Source organism: Methylobacterium sp. Leaf113, from assembly GCF_001423325.1.
Classification (GTDB): domain Bacteria; phylum Pseudomonadota; class Alphaproteobacteria; order Rhizobiales; family Beijerinckiaceae; genus Methylobacterium.
The window spans coordinates 1-19,560 of record NZ_LMNJ01000005.1; the positions used below are offsets into that span (position 1 = coordinate 1).

Consider the following 19,560-nt stretch of genomic DNA (forward strand, 5'->3'; position numbering starts at 1 on the left):
CGGGGGCCGACACCATCGACGTGTTCCGGTTCTTCGACACCGGCACGACCGCGCATTTCTTCACGACCAGCGTCGGCGAGCGCGACCAGATCATCAAGACCAACCCGTCCTACAAATACGAGGGCGTCGCGTTCGAGGCCTAYGCSGATGCGGGCGCGCCCGGCACCGTGACGCTGGAGCGGTTCTTCAACACCAAGACCGGCCAGCATCACTTCGCCGGCAATGCCGAGGAGGCCGCCGGCATCAACCAGGGCGCTGCCGGTGCGGGCTGGATCGACGAGGGCAAGGGCTTCACCGTGCACGCGCCCAGCGACGGCATGCTGTTCGCCTGACTGCGTGGTAACGGCCGCCCTACTCGCCCTCTGCCTCGAACATCTCGTCGAAGGAATAGCCCGAGCCGCGCACGGTGCGGATCGGGTCGCTCTGGCGCGGACGGTTCAGGGCCTTGCGCAGGCGGCCGACATGGACGTCGACGGTGCGCTCGTCGATGTAGACGTCGTGGCCCCAGACCCCGTCGAGGAGCTGCTCGCGGGAAAACACCCGGCCGGGGCTCTGCATCAGGAATTCGAGCAGCTTGAACTCGGTCGGCCCGAGATGGATCTCGCGGCCCTCCCGGCGGATGCGGTGGCTGACCCGGTCGAGCTCGATGTCGCCGGCCACCAGCAGGTTGGCCACGTGGGCGGGCTTGGCCCGACGCAGCAGCGCGCGCACCCGCGCCAGCAGTTCCGGAACCGAGAACGGCTTGACGATGTAGTCGTCGGCGCCCGTGCCGAGACCGCGGATGCGGTCGCCCTCCTCGCCGCGCGCCGTGAGCATGATCACCGGCAGGCGCTCGGTCTCGCGCCGGGCCCGGATGCGGCGGCACAGCTCGATGCCCGACAGGGCCGGCAGCATCCAGTCGAGCAGGACGAGGTCGGGGACCTGCTCCTGCAGGCGAAGGTCCGCCTCGTCGCCGCGCGCGGCGGAATCGACGATGAAGCCCTCGGCCTCGAGGTTGTAGCGGAGGAGGAGGGTCAGGGCCTCCTCGTCCTCGACGATCAGGATACGCGTACTCATCGTGCGCTTTCGATCAGGCGGAGTCAGGCCGCGCCAGGCATGTCCACCGTGGCGTAGTTGGACGCGTCGTTCTTGGGTCGCTCCCGCTCCGCCAGCAGGTTCTCGCCGGTGACCAGGTAGTGGATCGTCTCGGCGATGTTGGTGGTGTGATCGCCGATGCGCTCGATGTTCTTGGCCACGAACAGCAGGTGGGTACAGAACGAGATGTTGCGCGGGTCCTCCATCATGTAGGTCAGGAGTTCGCGGAACAGCGAGTTGTAGAGCGCGTCGATGGCGTCGTCGCGCTCCCACACGTCGAGCGCCGCCTTGATGTCGCGGCTGGCATAGGCGTCGAGCACGTCCTTGAGCTGCTCCTGCACGAGGTCGCTCATGTGCTGGACGCCGATGACGATCTTCTGCGGCTGGATCTGGTCGGCGATGGCCACGACGCGCTTGGCGACGTTCTTGGCGAGATCGCCGATGCGCTCGATATCGTTCGAGACGCGGATCGCCGTCACCGTCTCGCGCAGGTCGATGGCCAGCGGCTGGCGCCGGGCGATCAGCAGGATCGCCCGCTCCTCGATCTCGCGCTGAAGGGTGTCGAGGCGGGTATCGGCCGCGATGACGGCCTGAGCCAGGGGAGAGTCGCGGCGCACCAGGGCCTCGCCGGCCTCGGTCATCATCTTCTCGGCGATGCCGCCCATCTCGGAGATCGAGCGGCGCAGGTTCTCAAGATCCGTGTCGTAGGATTTGACGATGTGGTCGGGCATGGGTCGCACTCCTCGGTCGGGCCCGCCTGTCCGGTGCCCGCCATGGCATGGGGTCTGGCGTGGGTTCTGGCATGGGGTCTGGCGTGGACCGGATCAGCCGAAGCGGCCGGTGATGTAGTCCTGGGTCTGGCGCTTCTCCGGATTCATGAAGATGCGCGTGGTGGGTCCGAACTCCACCAGTTCGCCGAGATACATGAAGGCGGTGAACTGCGAGATGCGCGCCGCCTGCTGCATGTTGTGGGTCACGATGACGATGGTGAATTCCGAGCGCAGCTGCTCGATCAGCTCCTCGATGCGACCGGTCGAGATCGGGTCGAGGGCCGAGGTCGGCTCGTCGAACAGGATCACCTCCGGGCGCTGGGCCACGGTGCGGGCGATGCAGAGGCGCTGCTGCTGACCGCCGGAGAGGCCCATGCCGGATTGCTTGAGCTTGTCCTTGACCTCGTCCCAGAGGGCGGCCTTGCGGAGCGATTCCTCGACGCGCACGTCGAGGTCGGCCTTGGGCAGCTTCTCGTAGAGGCGCAGGCCGAAGGCGACGTTGTCGTAGATCGACATCGGGAAGGGCGTCGGCTTCTGGAACACCATGCCGATGCGCGAGCGCAGCTCGTTCAGGTCGACGTTGGAATCCAGCACGTTCTGGCCGTCGAGGAGGATTTCGCCCTCCGCCCGCTGGTCCGGATACAGGCTGTAGATGCGGTTGAAGGTGCGCAGCAGGGTGGACTTCCCGCAGCCGGACGGGCCGATCAGCGCCGTCACCTGGCGGTCGTGGAAGTTGAGGTTGACCGACTTCAGGCCGTGGAAGCTGCCGTAATAGAAGTTCAGGTCCTTGACGGCGATGCGGATCGGCGAGGTCTCGTCGGCCTTGTGGCGTCCGGTGAGCTGCGCGGAGGTGATCCCGGGGGCGGCGTTCATCGGTTCAGCATCCTGTCGAGCGAAGGGGAGGAAGCGGGAGGCGGCACGCTGGAGGTCAGCGCGACCGCTCGGTCTTGATGACGAACCGGGCCACGATCGACAGGGCGAGGATCGTGACCGTGATCAGGAGGGCGCCGGCCCAGGCGAGCTGCTGCCAGTTCTGGTAGGGCGAGAGCGCGAACTGGTAGATCATCACCGGAAGGTTCGGGACGCCGCCCATCAAGTTGGGGGAGAACCAGCTGTTGTTGTTGAGCGCCGTGAACAGGAGCGGCGCCGTCTCGCCGGCGATGCGGGCGAGCGCCAGGATGATGCCGGTGACGATGCCGGCGCTGGCCCCGCGCCAGGTGATGCTCTTGATCACGATGGAGGGCGGCGCGCCGAGCGCCGCGCCGGCTTCGCGCAGGGTCGAGGGCACGAGGCGCAGCATGTCCTCGGTGGTGCGCACGATGACCGGGGTGGCGATGATGGCGAGCGCCACGGCGCCGGCCCAGCCCGAATAGGAGCCCATCGGGCGCACCATCAGGGTGTAGACGAACAGGCCGATGAGGATCGAGGGCGCCGACAGAAGGATGTCGTTCAGGAAGCGGATGACATCGGCGAGCTTCGAGTTGCGGCCGTACTCGGCCAGGAAGGTGCCGGCCATCACGCCGACCGGGGTCGCCACCAGGATGGCCAGGACGGTCATCACGAGGCTGCCCAGGATGGCGTTGGCGATGCCGCCGCCCTCGGAGCCGGGTCCCGGCGTCGGCTCGGTGAAGAGCATCGGCGAGAAGCCCTTGATGCCCTCGACCACCAGCATGAACAGGATCGAGCCGAGCACGACGATGCCGACCAGCGTGGCGATCGTGCTGGCCAGGATCAGGGTCCGGTCGGCGATCCGGCGGCCCGAGCGGACCCGGCTGATCCGGGCCGGGGTTGCGGTGAGGGGGTTGGCGGCGTCCATGATGGGGTTCCTGACGTCTCGAAGCGCGGGGTCGCGGGCCTTGGGGCGATCCGGCTTCAGGCGACCTTGGCGCGGCGGGTGAGGATGCGGGCGATGATCAGGACGAAGAAGGTGATCACGAAGAGGATGCAGCCGAGCGCCATCAGGGAGTTCAGCTGCAGGCCGTCGGCCTCGTTGAACTCGTTGGCGATGCGCGACGCGATGGTGGAGCCCGGATCGAAGACCGAACCCGAGAGCCGGTTGGCGTTGCCGATGACGAAGGTCACCGCCATGGTCTCGCCGAGCGCCCGGCCCAGGCCGAGCATGATCGCGCCGATGATCGAGACCGAGGCCTGCGGCACCAGCACGTGGCGCACCACCTCCCAGGTGGTGCAGCCGATGCCGTAGGCGCTCTCGCGCAGCACGGTCGGGATCTGGTCGAGCATGTCGCGGGTGATCGAGGCCACGAAGGGCACGATCATGATGGCGAGGATGATGCCGGCGGTGAGGATGCCGACGCCGGAGGGCACGCGGGCGTAGAACAGGGTGCCGACGATCGGCATGCCCTCGACGAGGTTCGAGACCGGCACCTGCACGAAGCGGGCGAACAGGGGGGCGAACACGAACAGGCCCCACATGCCGTAGATGATGCTCGGCACCGAGGCGAGAAGCTCGATGGTCATCGAGACCGGCTTGCGGGCCCAGCCGGGGCAAAGCTGGGTCAGGTAGACCGCGATGCCGAGCGACAGCGGCACGCCGATCAGCAGGGCGAGGACCGCCGAGGCCAGGGTGCCCACGATGGCCACCAGGGCGCCGTACTGCTCCTGCCCGATATTCCAGGTGCTGGAGGTGATGAAGCCGAAGCCGAACTCGTTGAAGGCCGGCCAGGCGCCGTAGGCGATGGAGCCCAGGATGCCGGCCAGGAAGAGGAGCACCAGGAGGGCCGAGCCGTAGGAGGCCGTCCGGAACAGGCTGTCGCCGAGGCCGCCGGGCTTCTTGCGGACCGAGGCGCGGTCCCGCGTCAGGGCGATCTGGTCAGTCAAGGCGGCCATCCGAGTGTCTTCTCTTCACCGGGCGGCGTCCTACCCTGCGCCGGGCGTCGGCGCGAGAGGGGATCACCGGATCGTTGCCAGGGGGGGTGCGCCGGCCGAACCCGGCGTCGTGACGCCGGGCCGGTCTGGCACGCTTGCGCGAGGTGGCTCGCCCCGCGGGGCTCGCTGGCCGCGCGGTGTGGCTCGCCCCCGCGGGGCTCGCGGGCCGGAGCCCGCGAGGGTTTCGGCTCACATGTTGAAGACGGGCTTGCCGTCCTTGCCCTTGATCTCCTTCCACGCATCGTGGATCTGGCTCACGACGGCGTCGGGCAGCGGCACGTAGTCGAGATCGACCGCGAGCTTGTCGCCGTTCTTGTACGCCCAGTCGAAGAACTTCAGGACTTCGGCCGTGCGGGCCGGGTCGGCCGGATCCTTGTGGACGAGGATGAAGGTGGCGGCGGTGATCGGCCAGGCATCGTCGCCGGGCTCGTTGGTCAGCGAGATGCCGAAGCCGGGGGCGGCTTTCCAATCGGCGCTGGCGGCGGCGGCCTGGAAGGCCTTGTCGTCGGGCTGCGGGAACTTGCCGGCCTTGTTCTGGATCAGAGCGTAGCTGAGCTTGTTCTGCTTGGCGTAGGCCGACTCGACGTAGCCGATGGCGTTCGGGACCTGCTTGACGGTGGCGGTGACGCCCTCGTTGCCCTTGCCGCCCTGGCCCACGGGCCAGCTGATGGTGGTGGCCGAACCGTAATCCTTCTTCCAGGGCTCGGAGACCTGGGACAGGTAGGTGGTGAAGATGTTGGTCGTGCCGGAGGCATCCGAGCGGTAGACCGGGGTGATGTTGGAATCGGGCAGCTTCAGGCCCTCATTCAGCTTGGCGATGCGGGCATCCGACCACTTGGCGATCTTGCCGGCATAGATGTCGGCGATGACGTCGCCGGTGAGCTTGAGCTTGCCCGGCTCGACGCCCGGGATGTTCACCACGGTGACGACGCCGCCCATGACGGTCGGGAACTGGACGAGGCCGTCCTTCTCCAGGGCGGGGCCCTTCAGCGGCGCGTCGGAAGCGCCGAAATCGACGGTCTTGGCCTGGATCTGCTTGATGCCGCCGCCGGAGCCGATCGACTGGTAGTTGAGGCCGAGACCGCTCTCCTTGCGGTAGGCTTCGGCCCACTTCGAATAGATCGGGAACGGGAAGGTCGCGCCCGCTCCCGTGATCTCGGCGGCCTGGGCCGGTGCGAGGGAGGCAAGGCCAAGTCCCACGAGGGTGGCAAGGGTAGTGAACTTCATCGAAGGATCTCCTGGAGGAGTGCGCACCGGATCACAGGCCGCAGCGCGTCGTCCGGTGTGCACCGCGCCATACGGTGCGTTGGGCCAAGGCGGTATGACGATTGCGCGACAGTCTCATGACACACGCCTCGGCGGTGGTGTGGCGCATTACAATCTGCGGGATTGACTGGTCGAGGCCGGCCCGGAGCGGTGCCGGGCCGCGCATGGGGTCGATGCCTTGAAACCCTGTCGCGGGACCGGTATCGCCGGCTCCCAGGGTGAGTCGGTGCCGAGGGGGCTTCGTGACAGGCCGGCATCGCCGCCGGGTCCGGTGACGTCGCGCCCGACCCCGCACCATCGTCGAAGGGATGCGCCATGACCGAGATCCGCCCTCGCCGCAGCGTCCTCGCGATGCCGGGCTCGAATCCCCGTCTGCTGGAGAAGGCCCGCACGCTCCCGACCGACGTGGTGATGATCGACCTGGAGGACGGGGTCGCGCCGGAGACGCGGGCGGCGACGCGCGAGGCCGTCGCCCGCGCGGTGGCGGAGCGGGGCTTCGGCCGGCGCGAGGTCGTGGTGCGGATCAACGCCCTCGACACGCCCTATGGCGAGGCCGACCTCGCCGCCATCGCGCCCGCCGGCCCCGACGCGATCGTGGTACCGAAGGTGACGGGCGCCGATGCCCTGGTGGCCGTGGGCTCGCGCCTGCGCCGCCTCGGCGCACCGGACCGGACCCGCACCTGGGCGATGATCGAGAGCCCGATGGCGATCCTGCATCTCGCCGACATCGCGAGTTCGGCCCGCGACGTCGACACCCGCCTCGCCTGCCTGATGGTCGGGCCGAACGATCTGGCCAAGGCCAGCCGCCTGCGCCTCGGCGTGCCGGGCCGGCCGGCCCTGATGCCGTGGCTGATGAGCGTGATCGCCGCCGCCCGCGCCTACGAGATCGACGTGATCGACGGGATCTACAACGAGTTTCGCGATGCGGCGGGCTTCGCGTCCGAATGCGCGCAGGGGCGCGATTGCGGCTTCGACGGCAAGATGCTGATCCACCCGGACCAGATCGCGCCCGCCAACGCCGCCTTCGGCCCGAGCGAGGCGGACATCGCCTGGGCCCGACGCATCCTGGCGGCCTTCGCCGAGCCGGAGAATCGCGACCGCGGCGTCATCGGCCTCGACGGCAAGATGGTGGAGCGCCTGCATGCCGCGGAGGCGACCCGGACGGTCGCGCTGGCCGACGCCATCGCGGCGCGGACCGCGTGACCGCCGGACCCGACGGTGCCGAGGGCCTCGCCGTCGACCTCTCCATCGTCATCGACCTCGCCGTCGACGTGCGCCTGCTCGATTCCCGCCTCGCCGGCTGGGGATTTCCGCGCTGGGGCTCAGCCCAGGCCGCCGGCCTCGATCTCCACGCCTGCCTCGACGCGCCCCTGATCCTGGCGCCGCAGGGTCCGCCGGCCCTGATCCCGGCCGGGTTTTCCCTGGCGATCCGCGATCCGCGCTGGTGCGGCCTCCTCTTCGCGCGCTCCGGCCTCGGCCACCGCGAGGGCCTGGTCCTCGGCAACGGCACGGGCGTGATCGACGCGGACTACGAGGGGCCGCTGATGATCTCGGCCTGGAACCGCAATCCGCCCGGCCCGGATGCCGCCGGCATCCGGATCGAGCCGGGCGACCGCATCGCCCAGCTCGTCTTCACCCGCGTGACGCGGCCGACCTTCGCGATTCGGGACGAGACCGGGCATGACGGGCCCGGTGCGGCTCCGCGCATCACCGAGTCCGGCCCCCGCGGCACCGGCGGCTTCGGCTCGAGCGGGCGCCGCTGAGGGACGCCGCTTCGCCCTTACACGATGCCGCTGCCCTCGAACGGCCAGGGCCGGCCGAGCCGCGCGGCGACGGCCTGGGGATCGTGCCCCACCGCCGCGACGGCCGCCTCGACCTCCTCGCGCGGCACCTCGAAGCGGCGGGCCCAGTAGGCCAGGGTCCAGGGCTCCGAGACGTTAACGGTGGCGGGCTCGTGGTCGTTGTCGGGCGTGGCCGTGCTGCTCATCGGGCGGTCTCGCTTCGGTTGCTCTGCGCAGCGTCAACGCGCGGCGCCGCGCGCGGTCCCACCCGAACCCGGCGTTTCGGGGGAGAAACGATCCAGCCCCACGCAAGCCATCCTGGTTAGGTCCGCTCCATCGGATTTTTCCATCCCCAGCGGAGGCGTCGAGCCTTGGGCGTTCTGATCGGCCTCGTCATCGCAATCGGCTGCATGCTCGGCGGCTTCGTCGCCATGGGCGGCCATCTGGTCGTGCTCTGGCAGCCCTGGGAATTCGTCATCATCGGCGGGATGGGGGCCGGCACCTTCGTGATGGCCAACCCGATGAAGACGGTAGTCGACTCGGGCAAGGCCAGCCTCGATGCGCTGACCGGCAAGGTGCCGAAGCGCAAGGATTACCTCGCGCTGCTGGGCCTCCTGCACGCTCTGATGCGCGAGCTGAAGGCCAAGCCCCGCAACGAGGTCGAGCCCCACCTCGACGACCCGGCCAATTCCGAGATCTTCAAGGCCTACCCGGACATCGCCAAGAACGCCGACCTCGTGCTGTTCATCTGCGACTATGCCCGTCTCATCCTGATCGGCAACGCCCGCGCGCACGAGATCGAGGCGCTGATGGAGGAGGAGATCAGCGGCTACCGCAAGGATCGCCTCAAGCCCTACGGCGCGGTCACCACCGTGGCCGAGGCGATGCCGGCGCTGGGCATCGTGGCGGCGGTGCTCGGCATCGTGAAGGCGATGGGCGCCCTCGATCAGTCGCCCCAGATCCTCGGCGGCCTCATCGGCGCGGCGCTGGTGGGCACCTTCTTCGGCGTGTTCATGTCCTACGGCGTGCTCGGCCCCTTCGCCATCAAGATCAAGATCATCCGCGAGAAGCAGAACCACGTCTACGTCATCGTCAAGCAGAGCCTGATCGCCTACATGAGCGGGGCCGTGCCGCAGATCGCCGTCGAGCATGGCCGCAAGGGCATCGCCCTGAGCGACCGGCCCACCATCGACGAGGTCGAGAACGCCACCGTCAACGGCGGCGCGCAGAGGGAGGCCGCCTGAGCATGAACGTCCCCACCGGGAACGCCGCCGAGGTCCGTGCCCGCCTGATCGAAGCGGGCGGGCTCTCCCTCGACCGCATGCCGATGCTGCACGTGGTGTTCGACCGGCTCACCTCGGGCTGCTCGGACAACCTCAAGCCCCTCGTCTCATCGCCGGTCTACTTCTCCTTCAGCGGCGTCACCAGCGGCCGCTTCGGCGAGATGCTCGACGCCTACGAGAACAACGCGATCGCGGGCATCTTCCACGCCCCCGAATGGGACAGCCACATCCTGGTCGGCCTCGACCGCGACTTCCTCTTCACCCTGGTGGAGGCTCTGTTCGGTGCGGATGGGGCCGAGCCGCCGGTGGAGGACGAGCGCCCGTTCTCCAGCCTCGAGATCCGCCTCGCCCAGACCATCCTGGAGCAGGTCGGCAAGGCCCTCGAATCGTCGTTCGCCCTCGTCTCGATGACGCCGTTCCGGTTGGAGCGCACCGAGACCCGGATGGAGTTCGCGGTGATCGGCGGGCGCAACAACAAGGCCGTCGAGGCCAAGTTCTCGGTCCAGGCGCTCAATCGCGGCGGCGAGATGTTCCTGATCCTGCCCCAGTCGGTGATCAACCCGATGCGGCCGGCCCTCGCCAAGGTGCTGACCGGCGACTCGGCCGCCCGCGACCCGAAATGGACGCAGCAGATCGCCGCCGAGGTGCAGAAGGCGGAGGTCACCCTGCGGGCGGTGCTCGAGGAGCGCACGCTCACGCTCGGCGAGATCGCGGACCTCAAGGTCGGCCAGGTCATCGGCCTCGACGCGACGCCGTCGACGCGGGTGAAGCTCGAGGGCAACGACCGGGCGCTGTTCTGGTGCCACATGGGCCAGGCGCAGGGCTCCTACGTGCTGCGCGTCGACGAAGCCATCACGCAGGACCAGGAGGGCGTGCCCCATGACCCCGTGGGTTGATACCATTCTGCTCCTCGCCCTCATGGCGACGAGCGCCTGCGTGGTGCCGATGTACCTCAAGCTGAAGCGCCTCGACCGGACGCAGGCCGAATACGGCCGCATCCTGACGCAGTCCGGTCAGGCCCTGGCCCAGGCGGGCGAGGCGGTGCGCAACTTCAGCACCGAGGGTCGCGAGATCCTCGAAGCACTCGACCAGCGCATCGGCGAAGCGCGCCAGACCCTGGCCGAGCTGGAGGCCAGCCGTCGCGAGATCGCGGGTCGCGAAGGACCAAGTGGCGAAGGACCGGATCGCGAAGGACCGGGCCGTGAAGGACCGGGCCGTGAAGGACCGGGCCGCGAAGGACCGGGCCGCGATGTGGCGGCCACAGGTCGGCACCAACTGACCGCCTGACGCCGATCCGCTTGCGTGCGGACCGACTTTCCCCGATCCTTATCCCTTCCGCACCCGGCCGGACCTCCTGTCCGGCCTTCGATTGCAGCCCCAGACGAGCGGATGATGAGCAACAGCCCCTTCGACGATGCGGACATCGCCGCCGCCGGCACCGCCCCGGTGTTCCCCAGCGTGTCGGTCGACGTGCCGGACGGGAACGACGCGCGGATCGGCGACGGCCGCAACCTCGATTCGATCTTGCGCATCCCCGTGCTGATCCAGGTCGTGCTGGGCTCCGCCACCATGCCGGTGGCCAACCTGATGAAGCTCGGGCGCGGCGCCATCGTGCCCCTCGACCACCGGGTCGGCGAACCCGTCGACGTCACCGTCAACGGTCGAGTCGTGGCGCGCGGCGAGATCGTCGTGGTCGAGGAGGACAATTCCCGCTTCGGCGTCTCCCTGACCGAGATCGTCGGCCCGGCCGACGCCGGCCAGAACGGCTGAGGACGAAGACCGTGGCGAGCGTGCCGATCCCCCAACGGGCCCCGGGCGCCCATCGGCCCCTCAACCCGGTGGACGAGGTCGCGGCCCTGCTCCTGGCCATGGGCAAGCCCGCGGCCGGGCGCCTGCTGAAATATTTCGAGCCGGACGAGATCCGCCGCATCACCCGCTCGGCGACGCAGCTCGGCACGGTCAGCGCGCATCAGCTCGACGACATCGTCGAGATGTTCTCGCACGAGTTTTCCGCCGACGGCCGTCTGATCGGGACCGCGTCCGAGGTGGAGAAGCTGCTCACCGGCCTGATGCCCGCCGATCAGGTGGCCGCCATCCTGGCCGATGTCCGGGGCGATGCCGACCGCTCGGTCTGGGAACGCATGGCGGCGGTCTCCGAGGGCGTCATCGCGAGCTACCTCGTCAAGGAGCATCCGCAGACGGCGGCCCTCATCCTGTCGCGCCTCAAGCCCGCGGCGGCCGCGAAGGTGATGGCACATCTGCCCCAGCCCACCCGCAACACGGTGATGCGGCGGATGCTGAGCTTCAAGCCGGTCTGCGACGAGGTGATCGCCACCATCGAGCGCGCCCTGAACGAGGACCTGCTCGCCAACGGGGCCCGCAATGCGGGGGCGGACACCCACGCCAAGATGGCCGACATCATCAACAAGATGGAGCGCACCCAGATCGACGAGGTGCTGTCCAGCCTGTCCGAATCGCGGCCGAAATCCGTCGAGATCCTCAAGGGCCTGCTGTTCACCTTCGACGACATCGTCAAGCTGGCGCCGCGCGCCCGCACCACCCTGTTCGACGCGGTGCCCAACGATCGCCTCGTCCTGGCCCTGAAGGGCACCGATGCCGAGTTCCGCGGCGTCATCCTGAGTGCGCTCTCCGCCCGCGTCCGCCGCATGGTCGAGCACGAATTGAACGGCGGCGAGCCGGCGGCCCAGAAGGACGTGACCGAGGCGCGCCGCAGCATCACCGATCTCGCCCTGGAGATGGCCGGGCGCGGCGAACTCGAAATCAACGCCGAGGGCGAGGTCGAGACCCTCGTCCGCTAGGGCGAGCGGTCCCGGCCCGGTCGTGCGATGTCCGACGACGACAAGGAGAGCAAGACCGAGGCGGCGACCGAGCGCAAGATCCGCGAGGCGGTCGAGAAGGGCAACGTCCCGTTCTCGCGCGAGGCGCCGATCTTCGCCTCGATTCTCGGGCTGCTCATCGCCCTCAGCTTCGGCCTCCGCGAGTCCCTCACGCCCCTGATCCAGGCGCTGGCGCCGTTCCTCGACCACCCCCGCGACTTCGCCCTCGAGAACAACCAGGACGTGGCGCGCCTCCTCGAGGCCACCGCCCTGGCGACGGCGCGCTTCCTGGTGCCGATCGTACTGGTCATCGGCGGCTGCGGCCTCGTCTCGGCGCTGATCCAGAACGTGCCGAGCCTCGTCCTCGAACGCATCCGCCCGCAATGGTCCAGGGTGTCGCCGATGGCCGGCTGGGGACGGATCTTCGGAAAGGCGGGTCAGGCCGAATTCCTGAAATCGGTCCTTAAATTTTTAAGTGTCAGTCTCATTGCCCTGCTGCTCCTGCGCTCGGAGGGCGGCAAAGTCGTGAGTGCCATGTTCGCCGACCCGAGCCAGATCCCGGATCTCATCCTGACCGTGTCGATCCGGCTCATTTCGGTCGTGTGCATCGCCACGATCGTCATCGTGGCCGCCGACCTGGTCTGGTCGCGGATGCGCTGGCAGCGCTCGCTCCGGATGTCGAAGCAGGATCTGAAGGACGAGCACAAGCAGACGGAGGGCGATCCGCTGGTGAAGAGCCGGCTGCGCTCGCTGGCGCAGGATCGCTCGCGCAAGCGCATGCTCGCCAACGTCAAACAGGCCACCGTGGTGATCGCCAACCCGACGCACTACGCCATCGCGCTGCGCTATGCCCGCGACGAGCAGCCCGCGCCCCTCGTGCTGGCCAAGGGCAAGGACCTCGTCGCCCTGCGCATCCGAGAAATCGCCGAGGCGAACGGCATCGCGGTGGTGGAAGACAAGCCTCTCGCAAGGTCCCTGTACGACAGTGTCGAGGTGGACCAGATGATTCCCGCGGAGTTCTACAGCGCAGTGGCTCAGATCCTGTTCTTCCTGTTCTCGAAGGCGCGCTGATGACCGAAACGTCGTTTTCCGCCGAAGCCTCGCCCTGGCACGAGCCGGACGTGCTCGCCGATGCCGAGCGCGTCTTCGCCACCGCGATCCGCGACTTCATCGCCGAACTCTGCCTGCTCGACGGCGGCATCCTGATCGGATGGGTGCAGGCTGCGCGACACGGCAACATCGCCGACCTCGTCGCCTCCTCGGCCGAACCGTTCTTCAAGGAAGCGACGATCGCCTATGCGGACGGCGCCGACGTGCAGTTCGATTGGGGCCGCTCCCTCACCGTCGTGCTCGACATGGAATTCGTCACCGAACCCGTGACGGTCTTCTTCAAGCTGATCCTCGACGGGGTCTATGTCGGCGTCGCCATCCAGCGCATCCTCGCGGACCGGGATATCCGCGCCGACCAGGACATCCGCACCAATCAGGACATCCGCGCCAAAAAGGAACCCGGCTTCTGCCTCGCCGAATTCAAGGCGGCCCTGGAGGATGCCAGGCTGGTGCGCGCGGCGGCGTGATGCGGCACGATCTCGGGCGCGGCAATTTGGTATGCCAAAGCGGTTCGATCACGTTCGCGTGTGCTCATTAAGCCATTGACGGCGCGGCCGATGCTCGACATTGCTAAATGATAGCCGAATCGAACCGCCCTGCTTTGTCTCCGCCTACATTGACTAAGCGCCGGCGGAACTTTCAGTTGTCTTGCCTATGCGCGTTGACGCGTTCGCCTGTGATTGACGCGCACGGTGACCCGGAGACTGTCGATGTACGTCCTGGTCGATGAGCGGCCATCAGTAAATTCCGGATACAAGGCCAGCTTCGATCGCGAAGGCATCTCCTCCCTGGGACTCGATCCGCAGGAATTCACGCACTGGTTCCAATCCTCCTCGCCGGTCGACCGGGAGGCGATCCAGGGCTTCCTGCTCGGGGATTTCGAGGGCCGGGCGCGCTGCGCGGGTCTGATCCGGAAGATGTCGCGCGCCCCGATCATCGCGCTGAGCGATGTGCGCTCGCTCGATCAGACCCTCCTGCTGTTCGAGGCCGGCATCGACGACGTGCTGCCGAAGCCCGTCCACATCCGCGAGATCCTGGCGCGTTCGGAGGCGATCTGGCGCCGCGTCAACGCCGAGACCCAGCCGGTCCGGGAAACGACGCCCGAGGCCGCGCGCCTGAAGGTGCATTTCGATGGCCGCGACCCCGAGGTCGACGGCGCGGTGCTGCCCCTGCCGCGCCGGGAACGGCACATCCTCGAATGCCTGGTGCGCCATCGCGGCCGCCGCATGACGAAGGCGCAGATCTACAACATCGTCTACGGCGTCTACAGCAACGGCGTCGAGGAAAGCGTCATCGAGGGCCACGTCAGCAAGCTGCGCAAGAAGCTCAGCCAGCGCCTCGGCTACGATCCGATCGAAGCCAAGCGCTTCATGGGCTACACCTTCGTCGGCTGATCTCCCTCACTGGCAGAAGCTGCGCGCCCCCGGGGTCCAGGCTCCGAAGCCGGTGGCGACCATGTTGGTGATGACCCGGCAGACATACTGCTTCTGCGCCGGGTTGTTGTTCGGCCCGGCATGGTAGCGCGCCACCGCCAGGGTCCAGCTGCCCTCGCGCGCCTTCAACTGCTTCAGGAACAGGGTGGCGTACTCGACGTTCTGGCGCGGATCGATCATCGCCTCCAGGCTCGCGAATTTTTCGCGGTGGTAGTGATGGTTGATCTGCATGCAGCCGAGATCGACGAGCTTGATCCCGCCGGCCCGGGCCTGGGCGAGCTGGCTCATCACGTCGGCGGCGCTGGTCCCGAAATAGGCCCGCCCCTGGATGTTCATGGCGTAGGGCTGTAGCGAGCCGCGCCTGCCGCTCTCGGTCAGGCCCACCGCGTAGAGCACGCCGAGCGGTACCCCGTGCCGGGCCGAGGCGCCCGCCATCTCGCGCTCGCAGATATTGGCCGAGGCGGGCAGCGCGGCGGCCTTGGCCGGCGCCGGCGGCGCGCTGTTGGCGACCGCCGCGCCCGGAAGGCTAGAGGTAAACGCCGCTGCGATCAGGGCTGCTCGAAACGCTCTCATGCATCCGCTCTCGGGAATCGTGGGAGGCCGCACCGGACTCGTCCGGGGCACGCCGGCCCGACTGGTCGGGCGTCGCACGGCCGTGGTTCGCGCCGGACTCGCCCTGCGCCGGGAAGCCTTGTGCGCCCTGTCCCTGTTGCGAGCCTGGATTGGCCGACCCGTCGCCCTGCGGGCTGGCCGGCAGGATGGTGACCGTCACGGCCTCGGAACGATATCCGGCCTGACGCAGGAGGTCGTTCAGGACCGCACCGCCCTCGCGCAGGAGACGCGCCGTGTCCTCACGACCAGCCTGCAGGCTCAGCGCGAGCTGACCGTCGCGCAGGCGCATCCGCACCAGGACGGTGCCGAGATCCGCCGGGTGCAGTTGCAGCGTCAGGAGCCTCAAAGGCCCCTCCCCCTGGGCTGCGCCGGGAAGCACAGGCGGGCCGGGTGGAAGCGCCGCCACGACGGCGGCAGCGACCTGCTGCGCGGGGGCGGCCGCGGGGCCGGGCAACGCCCCGGTTACAAGGCCGGGATCGGCGATGCCCGGCAGGGACGGAGCCGGGCTCGGCGCGGACGGGATGGCGGCCTCGCCAGCCCCGGAGGCGACCGCCGGCGCGATCCGCCACCCGGCATCCGCCATCGTCCGGGCGAGGCCGGCGGACTGGACCGATCCACCACTGGACGGCAGCGGACCGCGCAGCGCGGAGGCGACGCCGAGATCCGGCGTCCGCGCGGCCGCGCCGGCTCCCCGAGTTTCGCCGAGGCCGGATCGGGCATCCGCCCGCGCCTCGGCATCCGGGGATGCGGCCCCGAGCCCGGCCGGGGGGCCGCAGGGCGCGCCCGGGAGCGGAGACCCGTTCGCGCCGGCACTCTGCGCGCGCGCCGCCGCCAGCCGCGCCGGATCGGCCAGGGCTGCGGCCATCGCTCGGTCCGGGTCCTGAACCGGGCTTGCCGAGCCCGAATGAGCCGCAGCCGCGACCGGCGCACCGCCCGGAGGTGACACGGACGGGGATGCGGGCATCGCCGCGGCATCGAGCAGACCGGCGGCCTCATGCGCCAGAGATGCCGCATCGGGCGGGCCGAAGGCCGGGGTTCCGGCGATGATCGCCTGGCTGCCCGTCTCGGCTCCCGATGGAGAGGTGCCGGGCAGAAGATTCGGGCGAACCGGGGCGAAGTGGGTTTCGCGCTGGAGTACCGTGACGCGGGTGCGCGCCTCGGCCGTTCCGGCCGCGGCCTCCATCCCCGGCGCCAGAGGGGCGAGGCTGGCTTCCGACCCGGCCGCCAGAGCCACGCCGTCAACCTGCAAGGCCACCGAGGCAACGCCCTGGCCCGGCAGGGCGCGGGCCACCAGCGTTTCCAGCGTTTCTTGAGGCAGGTCGTGCGGTCTCGGTGCCGGCGTCCCGCCGGACGGCATCAGGAGGGCGAGGAGGGCCATCGGGCCGGAGCCCTCGCCGGGTGACGGCGCCTGTGCGTCGGCGGACGCCGGATGGCCCTCCGCCTCCGCCGTCTTGTCCTCCCGCGATGCCGTCTCGCCGTCTCGCGACGCTGTCTTGTCGTCGATGCCGGCGGCGTCCTCTCCGCGCTTCCCGCGCTCGGCCTTCGGCGGAACGGTGTCGCCCGGGGCTCGCGCCCCGTGCAGGGCTCCGAGCACGGTCCCGAAGGCGTCGGCGCCGGGCTCCGGCGTCTCGTATCCGGTCGAGCGGGACCCCGCCGGATCGGTAAGGGATCGGGAACCGGGATAAGTGGCACCGAGCGCGTTCATCGCTCACTCCTCCGCATGATCTCGTCGACGCGCCCGAGCGCGCCCTGCGCCCGCGCGATGGCCGGGGCGACGGGCAGAACCCGGGCGCCCGTCGGCTCCGCTGCGGCCGGAATCGGCGCCGGGGCCGGCGCTGGGGCCGGGGCCGGGGCAAGGGCCGGGGCAACGACATTCGCCCGGATTCCGCGCGCGGTCGACAGGGCCGCATCGAGCAGGTCGCGGTCGGCGGGCTCCAGCAGGGTGCGATCGGTCATCCGCAGAGTCTCGATCGATTCCTCGAAGCGCCCGTCCACCACGACGAGGGCCGCCGCCCGGTAGAGGCGCGCCCGCATGGCATCGACCGAGCCGGGCTCGGTCAGGGTGACGCCGCGCTCGGCGGCGAAGACCGCCGTCCCGCCCTTGCCCTGGTCGAGGGCCGCCCGGGCGACGAGGAGGTAGAGTTCGCGCCGTCCTTCGACCTCGATCTCGTCGAGCATGGCCTGGAGGCGCCCGAACCGGGTGTCGTCCCCGGTGAAGTCGAGCCGGGTGAGCGCGGCGGCGAAGCGCTGGCGGAAATTGCCGGCATAGACCGAGTGGCGGAAGCGGCGCAGGTACTGGATCGCCAGGGTCTCGAACTTGGACAGGTCGTTGGCCTGGGCGAGGACGAAGATCTCGCGGCGCAGGGCCCCCTCCTCCACCAGCGTACCGGGCGCCAGCAGACGCGCCAGGTCGAGCAGGCGGACCGATTGGGTCGGATCATCGCGCACGACGAGCGCGGATTGGGCCAGGGCGAGCTGGCCGCCGAGGCTGACCGGCACCGATTGCGGGTCGATCTTGACCAGCAGGGCCCGGGCCTCCTTCTCGCGCCCCTCCAGATAGGCGAGCGCCCCGAGGACCAGGGGCGTTTCGGCCTCCGGCAGCTTGCCCGAGGCGACGAGGTGGCGCAGCACCGTCGGCCCACCGCCGCCCAGAGCGAAGCTGACGGCCGCATTCAGGGCGGCGGAGTCGGTCCAGACCTCGGGTTCGAGGGCGAGCATGCGCGATTCCGCCAGCGCCAGAAGGGCGCGCTGGCCCTGATGCGCCTGGGCCGAGCCCTGGGCGATGCGGTCCTGCAGCAATTGCAGGGTCCGAACGAGTTCGACCGGGACCGAACGCGGCTTGACCGGCAGCGGCTCGATCGGCGCGGCCGCGGCGGCGCCACTTCCGTGATCGCCGGTCGGAGAGCTTGCCGGGGCGTTTGTCGCTCCCCCCGCAGGGGAACTGCCGTGGCCGCCCGCCGGGGAACTTCCATGAGCATCGGCCGCTCCGGCCGGTGCGGCGAGCATCGCACCGGCGACGAAGAGGCCGCCGGCGAGCCACGCCCGGCGCAATCCGGTGCCCCCCCTCATTCGGGGCGCGCCCGCAGCAGGATCTCGATGCGCCGGTTCTCGGCGGCCTTCGGGTCGGCGCCGTTGCGCGGCTGCCGGTCGGCATAGCCCTCGATGCGCTCGAGGCGGGCATCGGCGACGCCGCCGCGCACCAGCATGTAGGAGGCCATCTGGGCGCGGGCCGAGGACAGGCGCCAGTTGTCGTAGACCTCCGAGCGGAACGGCCGGGCATCGGTGTGGCCGCGCACGATGATCCGCCCGGGACGGTCCTTGAGGATGCGGGCGACCTGCTCCAGGGCGCGCACCACCTTGGCCTGCGGCTCGGCCGACCCGACGCTGAACATGCTGAAATTGACCTCGTCGGTGAGGCTGATGAGGATGCCCTCGCCGGTCCGCCGAACCTCGGTCCGGGGTGCCGGAGCGCCCCCTTGCGACGGCAGGACCTTGGCGATCTCCGCCTTGATCTCGGCCATCGCGGCGGTCTCGGCCGCGTCGGCCGCCTGCTTGGCATCCCGAAGAATCTTCTCCGCCGCTTCCGCAGCCACCTTCGCTTCGGACGCCTTCGCTTCGGACGCCTTCGCTTCGGGCGCCTTCGCTTCGGACGTCTTCACCTCGGACGTCTTCACCTCGGACGTCTTCACTTCGGAGGCTTTGGACTCCGACGAGGGCTTGGAATCCGGCACGGCCTTGCCGTCCTTCGGACCCGCGACCGGATCGGGTTTGCCCAGCATCGCCAGGACCTTGGAATCCGTCTCGCCGGGCAGGGCCGACGCGACACGGATCGGCGCCGGCTTCGGGCCGGGGGCCGCCCCGCGGGCATCGGGCAGACTGTCCTGGCGCAGGGGCGTCACCGTCGCGGTCGAGCCGGCCTGCTCGGTCCGGGTCTTGGCCAGCGGCGCGACCTGCCAGTAGAGCGGGTCGAACGGATCGCGCGCGGCCTCGCCGCCCTTGATCCCGGGCTCGCCGGTCTCGGTGGCGACCGCGTCGGCGGAGGCGGTCTCGGGGCCGGGCTCGATCTCGGCGGCGAGCTTGGCCAGCACCGCGTAGGGGTCCTGGAACAGGGCCGCCTCGCGCGCCCGGGTGCCCGGCGCGGCGGAAGCGCCCTTGCCGTCGCTCTTCCCATCACTTTTGCCCCCGGTCTTGCCCTCCGTGCTGCCCTCGCCCGTGCCTCCGTCCGGCTTGCCCTCCTCGGGGGTCGGCTCTCCGGGCTTGTTCTGGGGATCGCGCAGGCCGCGGCGGTCGAAGCTGGAATCGGCGAGCTTCACCGGGTTGAAGTATTCGGCGATGGCGGATTTCGTCTCCTTGGTGGTGGAGCCGATCAGCCAGAGCACCAGGAACAGCGCCATCATGGCGGTCATGAAGTCGGCCAGCGCGATCTTCCAGGCGCCGCCGTGATGGCCCTCTTCCTCGCCGCCCCGGCGCCGGATGATGATGATCTCCTGGAGCTTGTCGTCCGCCAT

The 19,560-nt window shown here is 69.6% G+C and carries 21 protein-coding genes and 1 pseudogene; 11 read left to right on the forward strand and 11 right to left on the reverse strand.

Annotated elements, in window-relative coordinates; all coding sequences use genetic code 11:
- Nucleotides 1-332, forward strand: a pseudogene (locus tag ASF60_RS24905) (family 16 glycosylhydrolase); the annotation flags it as partial.
- 19 nt (nucleotides 333-351) lie between these two features.
- Here the strand turns inward: ASF60_RS24905 and phoB are convergent.
- The 6 genes from phoB to pstS all read right to left on the reverse strand — a co-directional run bounded on the left by phoB (nucleotide 352) and on the right by pstS (nucleotide 5,957).
- A complete protein-coding gene (gene phoB / locus ASF60_RS04965) occupies nucleotides 352-1,056 on the reverse strand; it encodes a phosphate regulon transcriptional regulator PhoB (protein WP_056181319.1) in 705 nt (234 codons plus the stop codon).
- A 23-nt stretch (nucleotides 1,057-1,079) separates the two neighbouring features.
- A complete protein-coding gene (gene phoU, locus ASF60_RS04970) occupies nucleotides 1,080-1,805 on the reverse strand; it encodes a phosphate signaling complex protein PhoU (RefSeq protein WP_056181321.1) in 726 nt (241 codons plus the stop codon).
- A 93-nt stretch (nucleotides 1,806-1,898) separates the two neighbouring features.
- A complete protein-coding gene (gene pstB / locus ASF60_RS04975) occupies nucleotides 1,899-2,717 on the reverse strand; it encodes a phosphate ABC transporter ATP-binding protein PstB (protein ID WP_056181324.1) in 819 nt (272 codons plus the stop codon).
- Between the two features lie 55 nt (nucleotides 2,718-2,772).
- Complete coding sequence (pstA, locus tag ASF60_RS04980) at nucleotides 2,773-3,660, reverse strand: phosphate ABC transporter permease PstA (RefSeq protein WP_056181326.1); 888 nt, start codon at nucleotides 3,658-3,660, stop codon at nucleotides 2,773-2,775.
- 56 nt (nucleotides 3,661-3,716) lie between these two features.
- Nucleotides 3,717-4,691, reverse strand: a complete 975-nt coding sequence (gene pstC, locus ASF60_RS04985; RefSeq protein ID WP_056181330.1) for a phosphate ABC transporter permease subunit PstC — start codon at nucleotides 4,689-4,691, stop codon at nucleotides 3,717-3,719.
- A gap of 228 nt (nucleotides 4,692-4,919) precedes the next feature.
- A complete protein-coding gene (gene pstS, locus ASF60_RS04990) occupies nucleotides 4,920-5,957 on the reverse strand; it encodes a phosphate ABC transporter substrate-binding protein PstS (protein ID WP_056181333.1) in 1,038 nt (345 codons plus the stop codon).
- Nucleotides 5,958-6,311: 354 nt separating this feature from the next.
- Between pstS and ASF60_RS04995 the strand changes: the two genes are divergently transcribed.
- Both ASF60_RS04995 and dut read left to right on the forward strand, forming a co-directional pair.
- Nucleotides 6,312-7,199 carry an HpcH/HpaI aldolase/citrate lyase family protein gene (locus ASF60_RS04995; protein WP_056181337.1) on the forward strand — a complete coding sequence of 296 codons (888 nt, stop codon included), beginning with the start codon at nucleotides 6,312-6,314 and terminating at the stop codon, nucleotides 7,197-7,199.
- 44 nt (nucleotides 7,200-7,243) lie between these two features.
- Nucleotides 7,244-7,759 carry a dUTP diphosphatase gene (dut, locus tag ASF60_RS25070; RefSeq protein ID WP_056181932.1) on the forward strand — a complete coding sequence of 172 codons (516 nt, stop codon included), beginning with the start codon at nucleotides 7,244-7,246 and terminating at the stop codon, nucleotides 7,757-7,759.
- A 17-nt stretch (nucleotides 7,760-7,776) separates the two neighbouring features.
- Here the strand turns inward: dut and ASF60_RS05005 are convergent, their stop codons facing one another.
- The gene (locus ASF60_RS05005) at nucleotides 7,777-7,983 is read right to left on the reverse strand and encodes a DUF3606 domain-containing protein (protein ID WP_056181341.1); all 207 of its coding nucleotides are present in this window, start codon (nucleotides 7,981-7,983) and stop codon (nucleotides 7,777-7,779) included.
- Nucleotides 7,984-8,148: 165 nt separating this feature from the next.
- Here ASF60_RS05005 and motA point away from each other — a divergent pair, with 165 nt between their 5' ends.
- From motA to ASF60_RS05045, 8 genes are all read left to right on the forward strand, one after another.
- Nucleotides 8,149-9,021: a flagellar motor stator protein MotA gene (motA, locus tag ASF60_RS05010; RefSeq protein WP_056181344.1), complete on the forward strand. Its 873-nt coding sequence runs from the start codon at nucleotides 8,149-8,151 to the stop codon at nucleotides 9,019-9,021.
- Nucleotides 9,022-9,023: 2 nt separating this feature from the next.
- A complete protein-coding gene (locus ASF60_RS05015; protein ID WP_056181346.1) occupies nucleotides 9,024-9,956 on the forward strand; it encodes a flagellar motor switch protein FliM in 933 nt (310 codons plus the stop codon).
- Nucleotides 9,940-10,347: a hypothetical protein gene (locus tag ASF60_RS25485; protein ID WP_244478328.1), complete on the forward strand. Its 408-nt coding sequence runs from the start codon at nucleotides 9,940-9,942 to the stop codon at nucleotides 10,345-10,347. The genes ASF60_RS05015 and ASF60_RS25485 overlap by 17 nt, the downstream gene beginning before the upstream one ends.
- A 105-nt stretch (nucleotides 10,348-10,452) precedes the next feature.
- Entirely contained in the window at nucleotides 10,453-10,830 is a 378-nt protein-coding gene (fliN, locus tag ASF60_RS05025; RefSeq protein ID WP_056181936.1) for a flagellar motor switch protein FliN, read from the forward strand.
- Between the two features lie 11 nt (nucleotides 10,831-10,841).
- Nucleotides 10,842-11,879, forward strand: a complete 1,038-nt coding sequence (locus ASF60_RS05030; protein WP_056181348.1) for a flagellar motor switch protein FliG — start codon at nucleotides 10,842-10,844, stop codon at nucleotides 11,877-11,879.
- A gap of 27 nt (nucleotides 11,880-11,906) precedes the next feature.
- Entirely contained in the window at nucleotides 11,907-12,968 is a 1,062-nt protein-coding gene (flhB, locus tag ASF60_RS05035) for a flagellar biosynthesis protein FlhB (protein WP_056181353.1), read from the forward strand.
- Complete coding sequence (locus tag ASF60_RS05040; protein ID WP_244478329.1) at nucleotides 12,968-13,474, forward strand: hypothetical protein; 507 nt, start codon at nucleotides 12,968-12,970, stop codon at nucleotides 13,472-13,474. Before flhB ends, ASF60_RS05040 begins: the two co-directional genes overlap by 1 nt.
- Nucleotides 13,475-13,717: 243 nt before the next feature.
- Entirely contained in the window at nucleotides 13,718-14,401 is a 684-nt protein-coding gene (locus ASF60_RS05045) for a response regulator transcription factor (RefSeq protein WP_056181356.1), read from the forward strand.
- A gap of 6 nt (nucleotides 14,402-14,407) precedes the next feature.
- On the opposite strand, the gene ASF60_RS05050 is transcribed toward ASF60_RS05045, so the two are convergent.
- From ASF60_RS05050 to ASF60_RS05065, 4 genes are read right to left on the reverse strand one after another with little or no spacing between them, the layout of a single operon-like run.
- A complete protein-coding gene (locus tag ASF60_RS05050) occupies nucleotides 14,408-15,013 on the reverse strand; it encodes a transglycosylase SLT domain-containing protein (RefSeq protein WP_082507755.1) in 606 nt (201 codons plus the stop codon).
- The gene (locus ASF60_RS05055; RefSeq protein WP_056181359.1) at nucleotides 14,967-16,757 is read right to left on the reverse strand and encodes a flagellar hook-length control protein FliK; all 1,791 of its coding nucleotides are present in this window, start codon (nucleotides 16,755-16,757) and stop codon (nucleotides 14,967-14,969) included. The genes ASF60_RS05050 and ASF60_RS05055 overlap by 47 nt, the downstream gene beginning before the upstream one ends.
- Complete coding sequence (locus ASF60_RS05060) at nucleotides 16,754-18,121, reverse strand: chemotaxis protein MotC (protein ID WP_056181362.1); 1,368 nt, start codon at nucleotides 18,119-18,121, stop codon at nucleotides 16,754-16,756. Before ASF60_RS05060 ends, ASF60_RS05055 begins: the two co-directional genes overlap by 4 nt.
- Nucleotides 18,118-19,560 (reverse strand): MotB family protein, encoded by a 1,443-nt coding sequence (locus tag ASF60_RS05065; RefSeq protein ID WP_056181365.1) that lies wholly within the window; start codon nucleotides 19,558-19,560, stop codon nucleotides 18,118-18,120. The genes ASF60_RS05060 and ASF60_RS05065 overlap by 4 nt, the downstream gene beginning before the upstream one ends.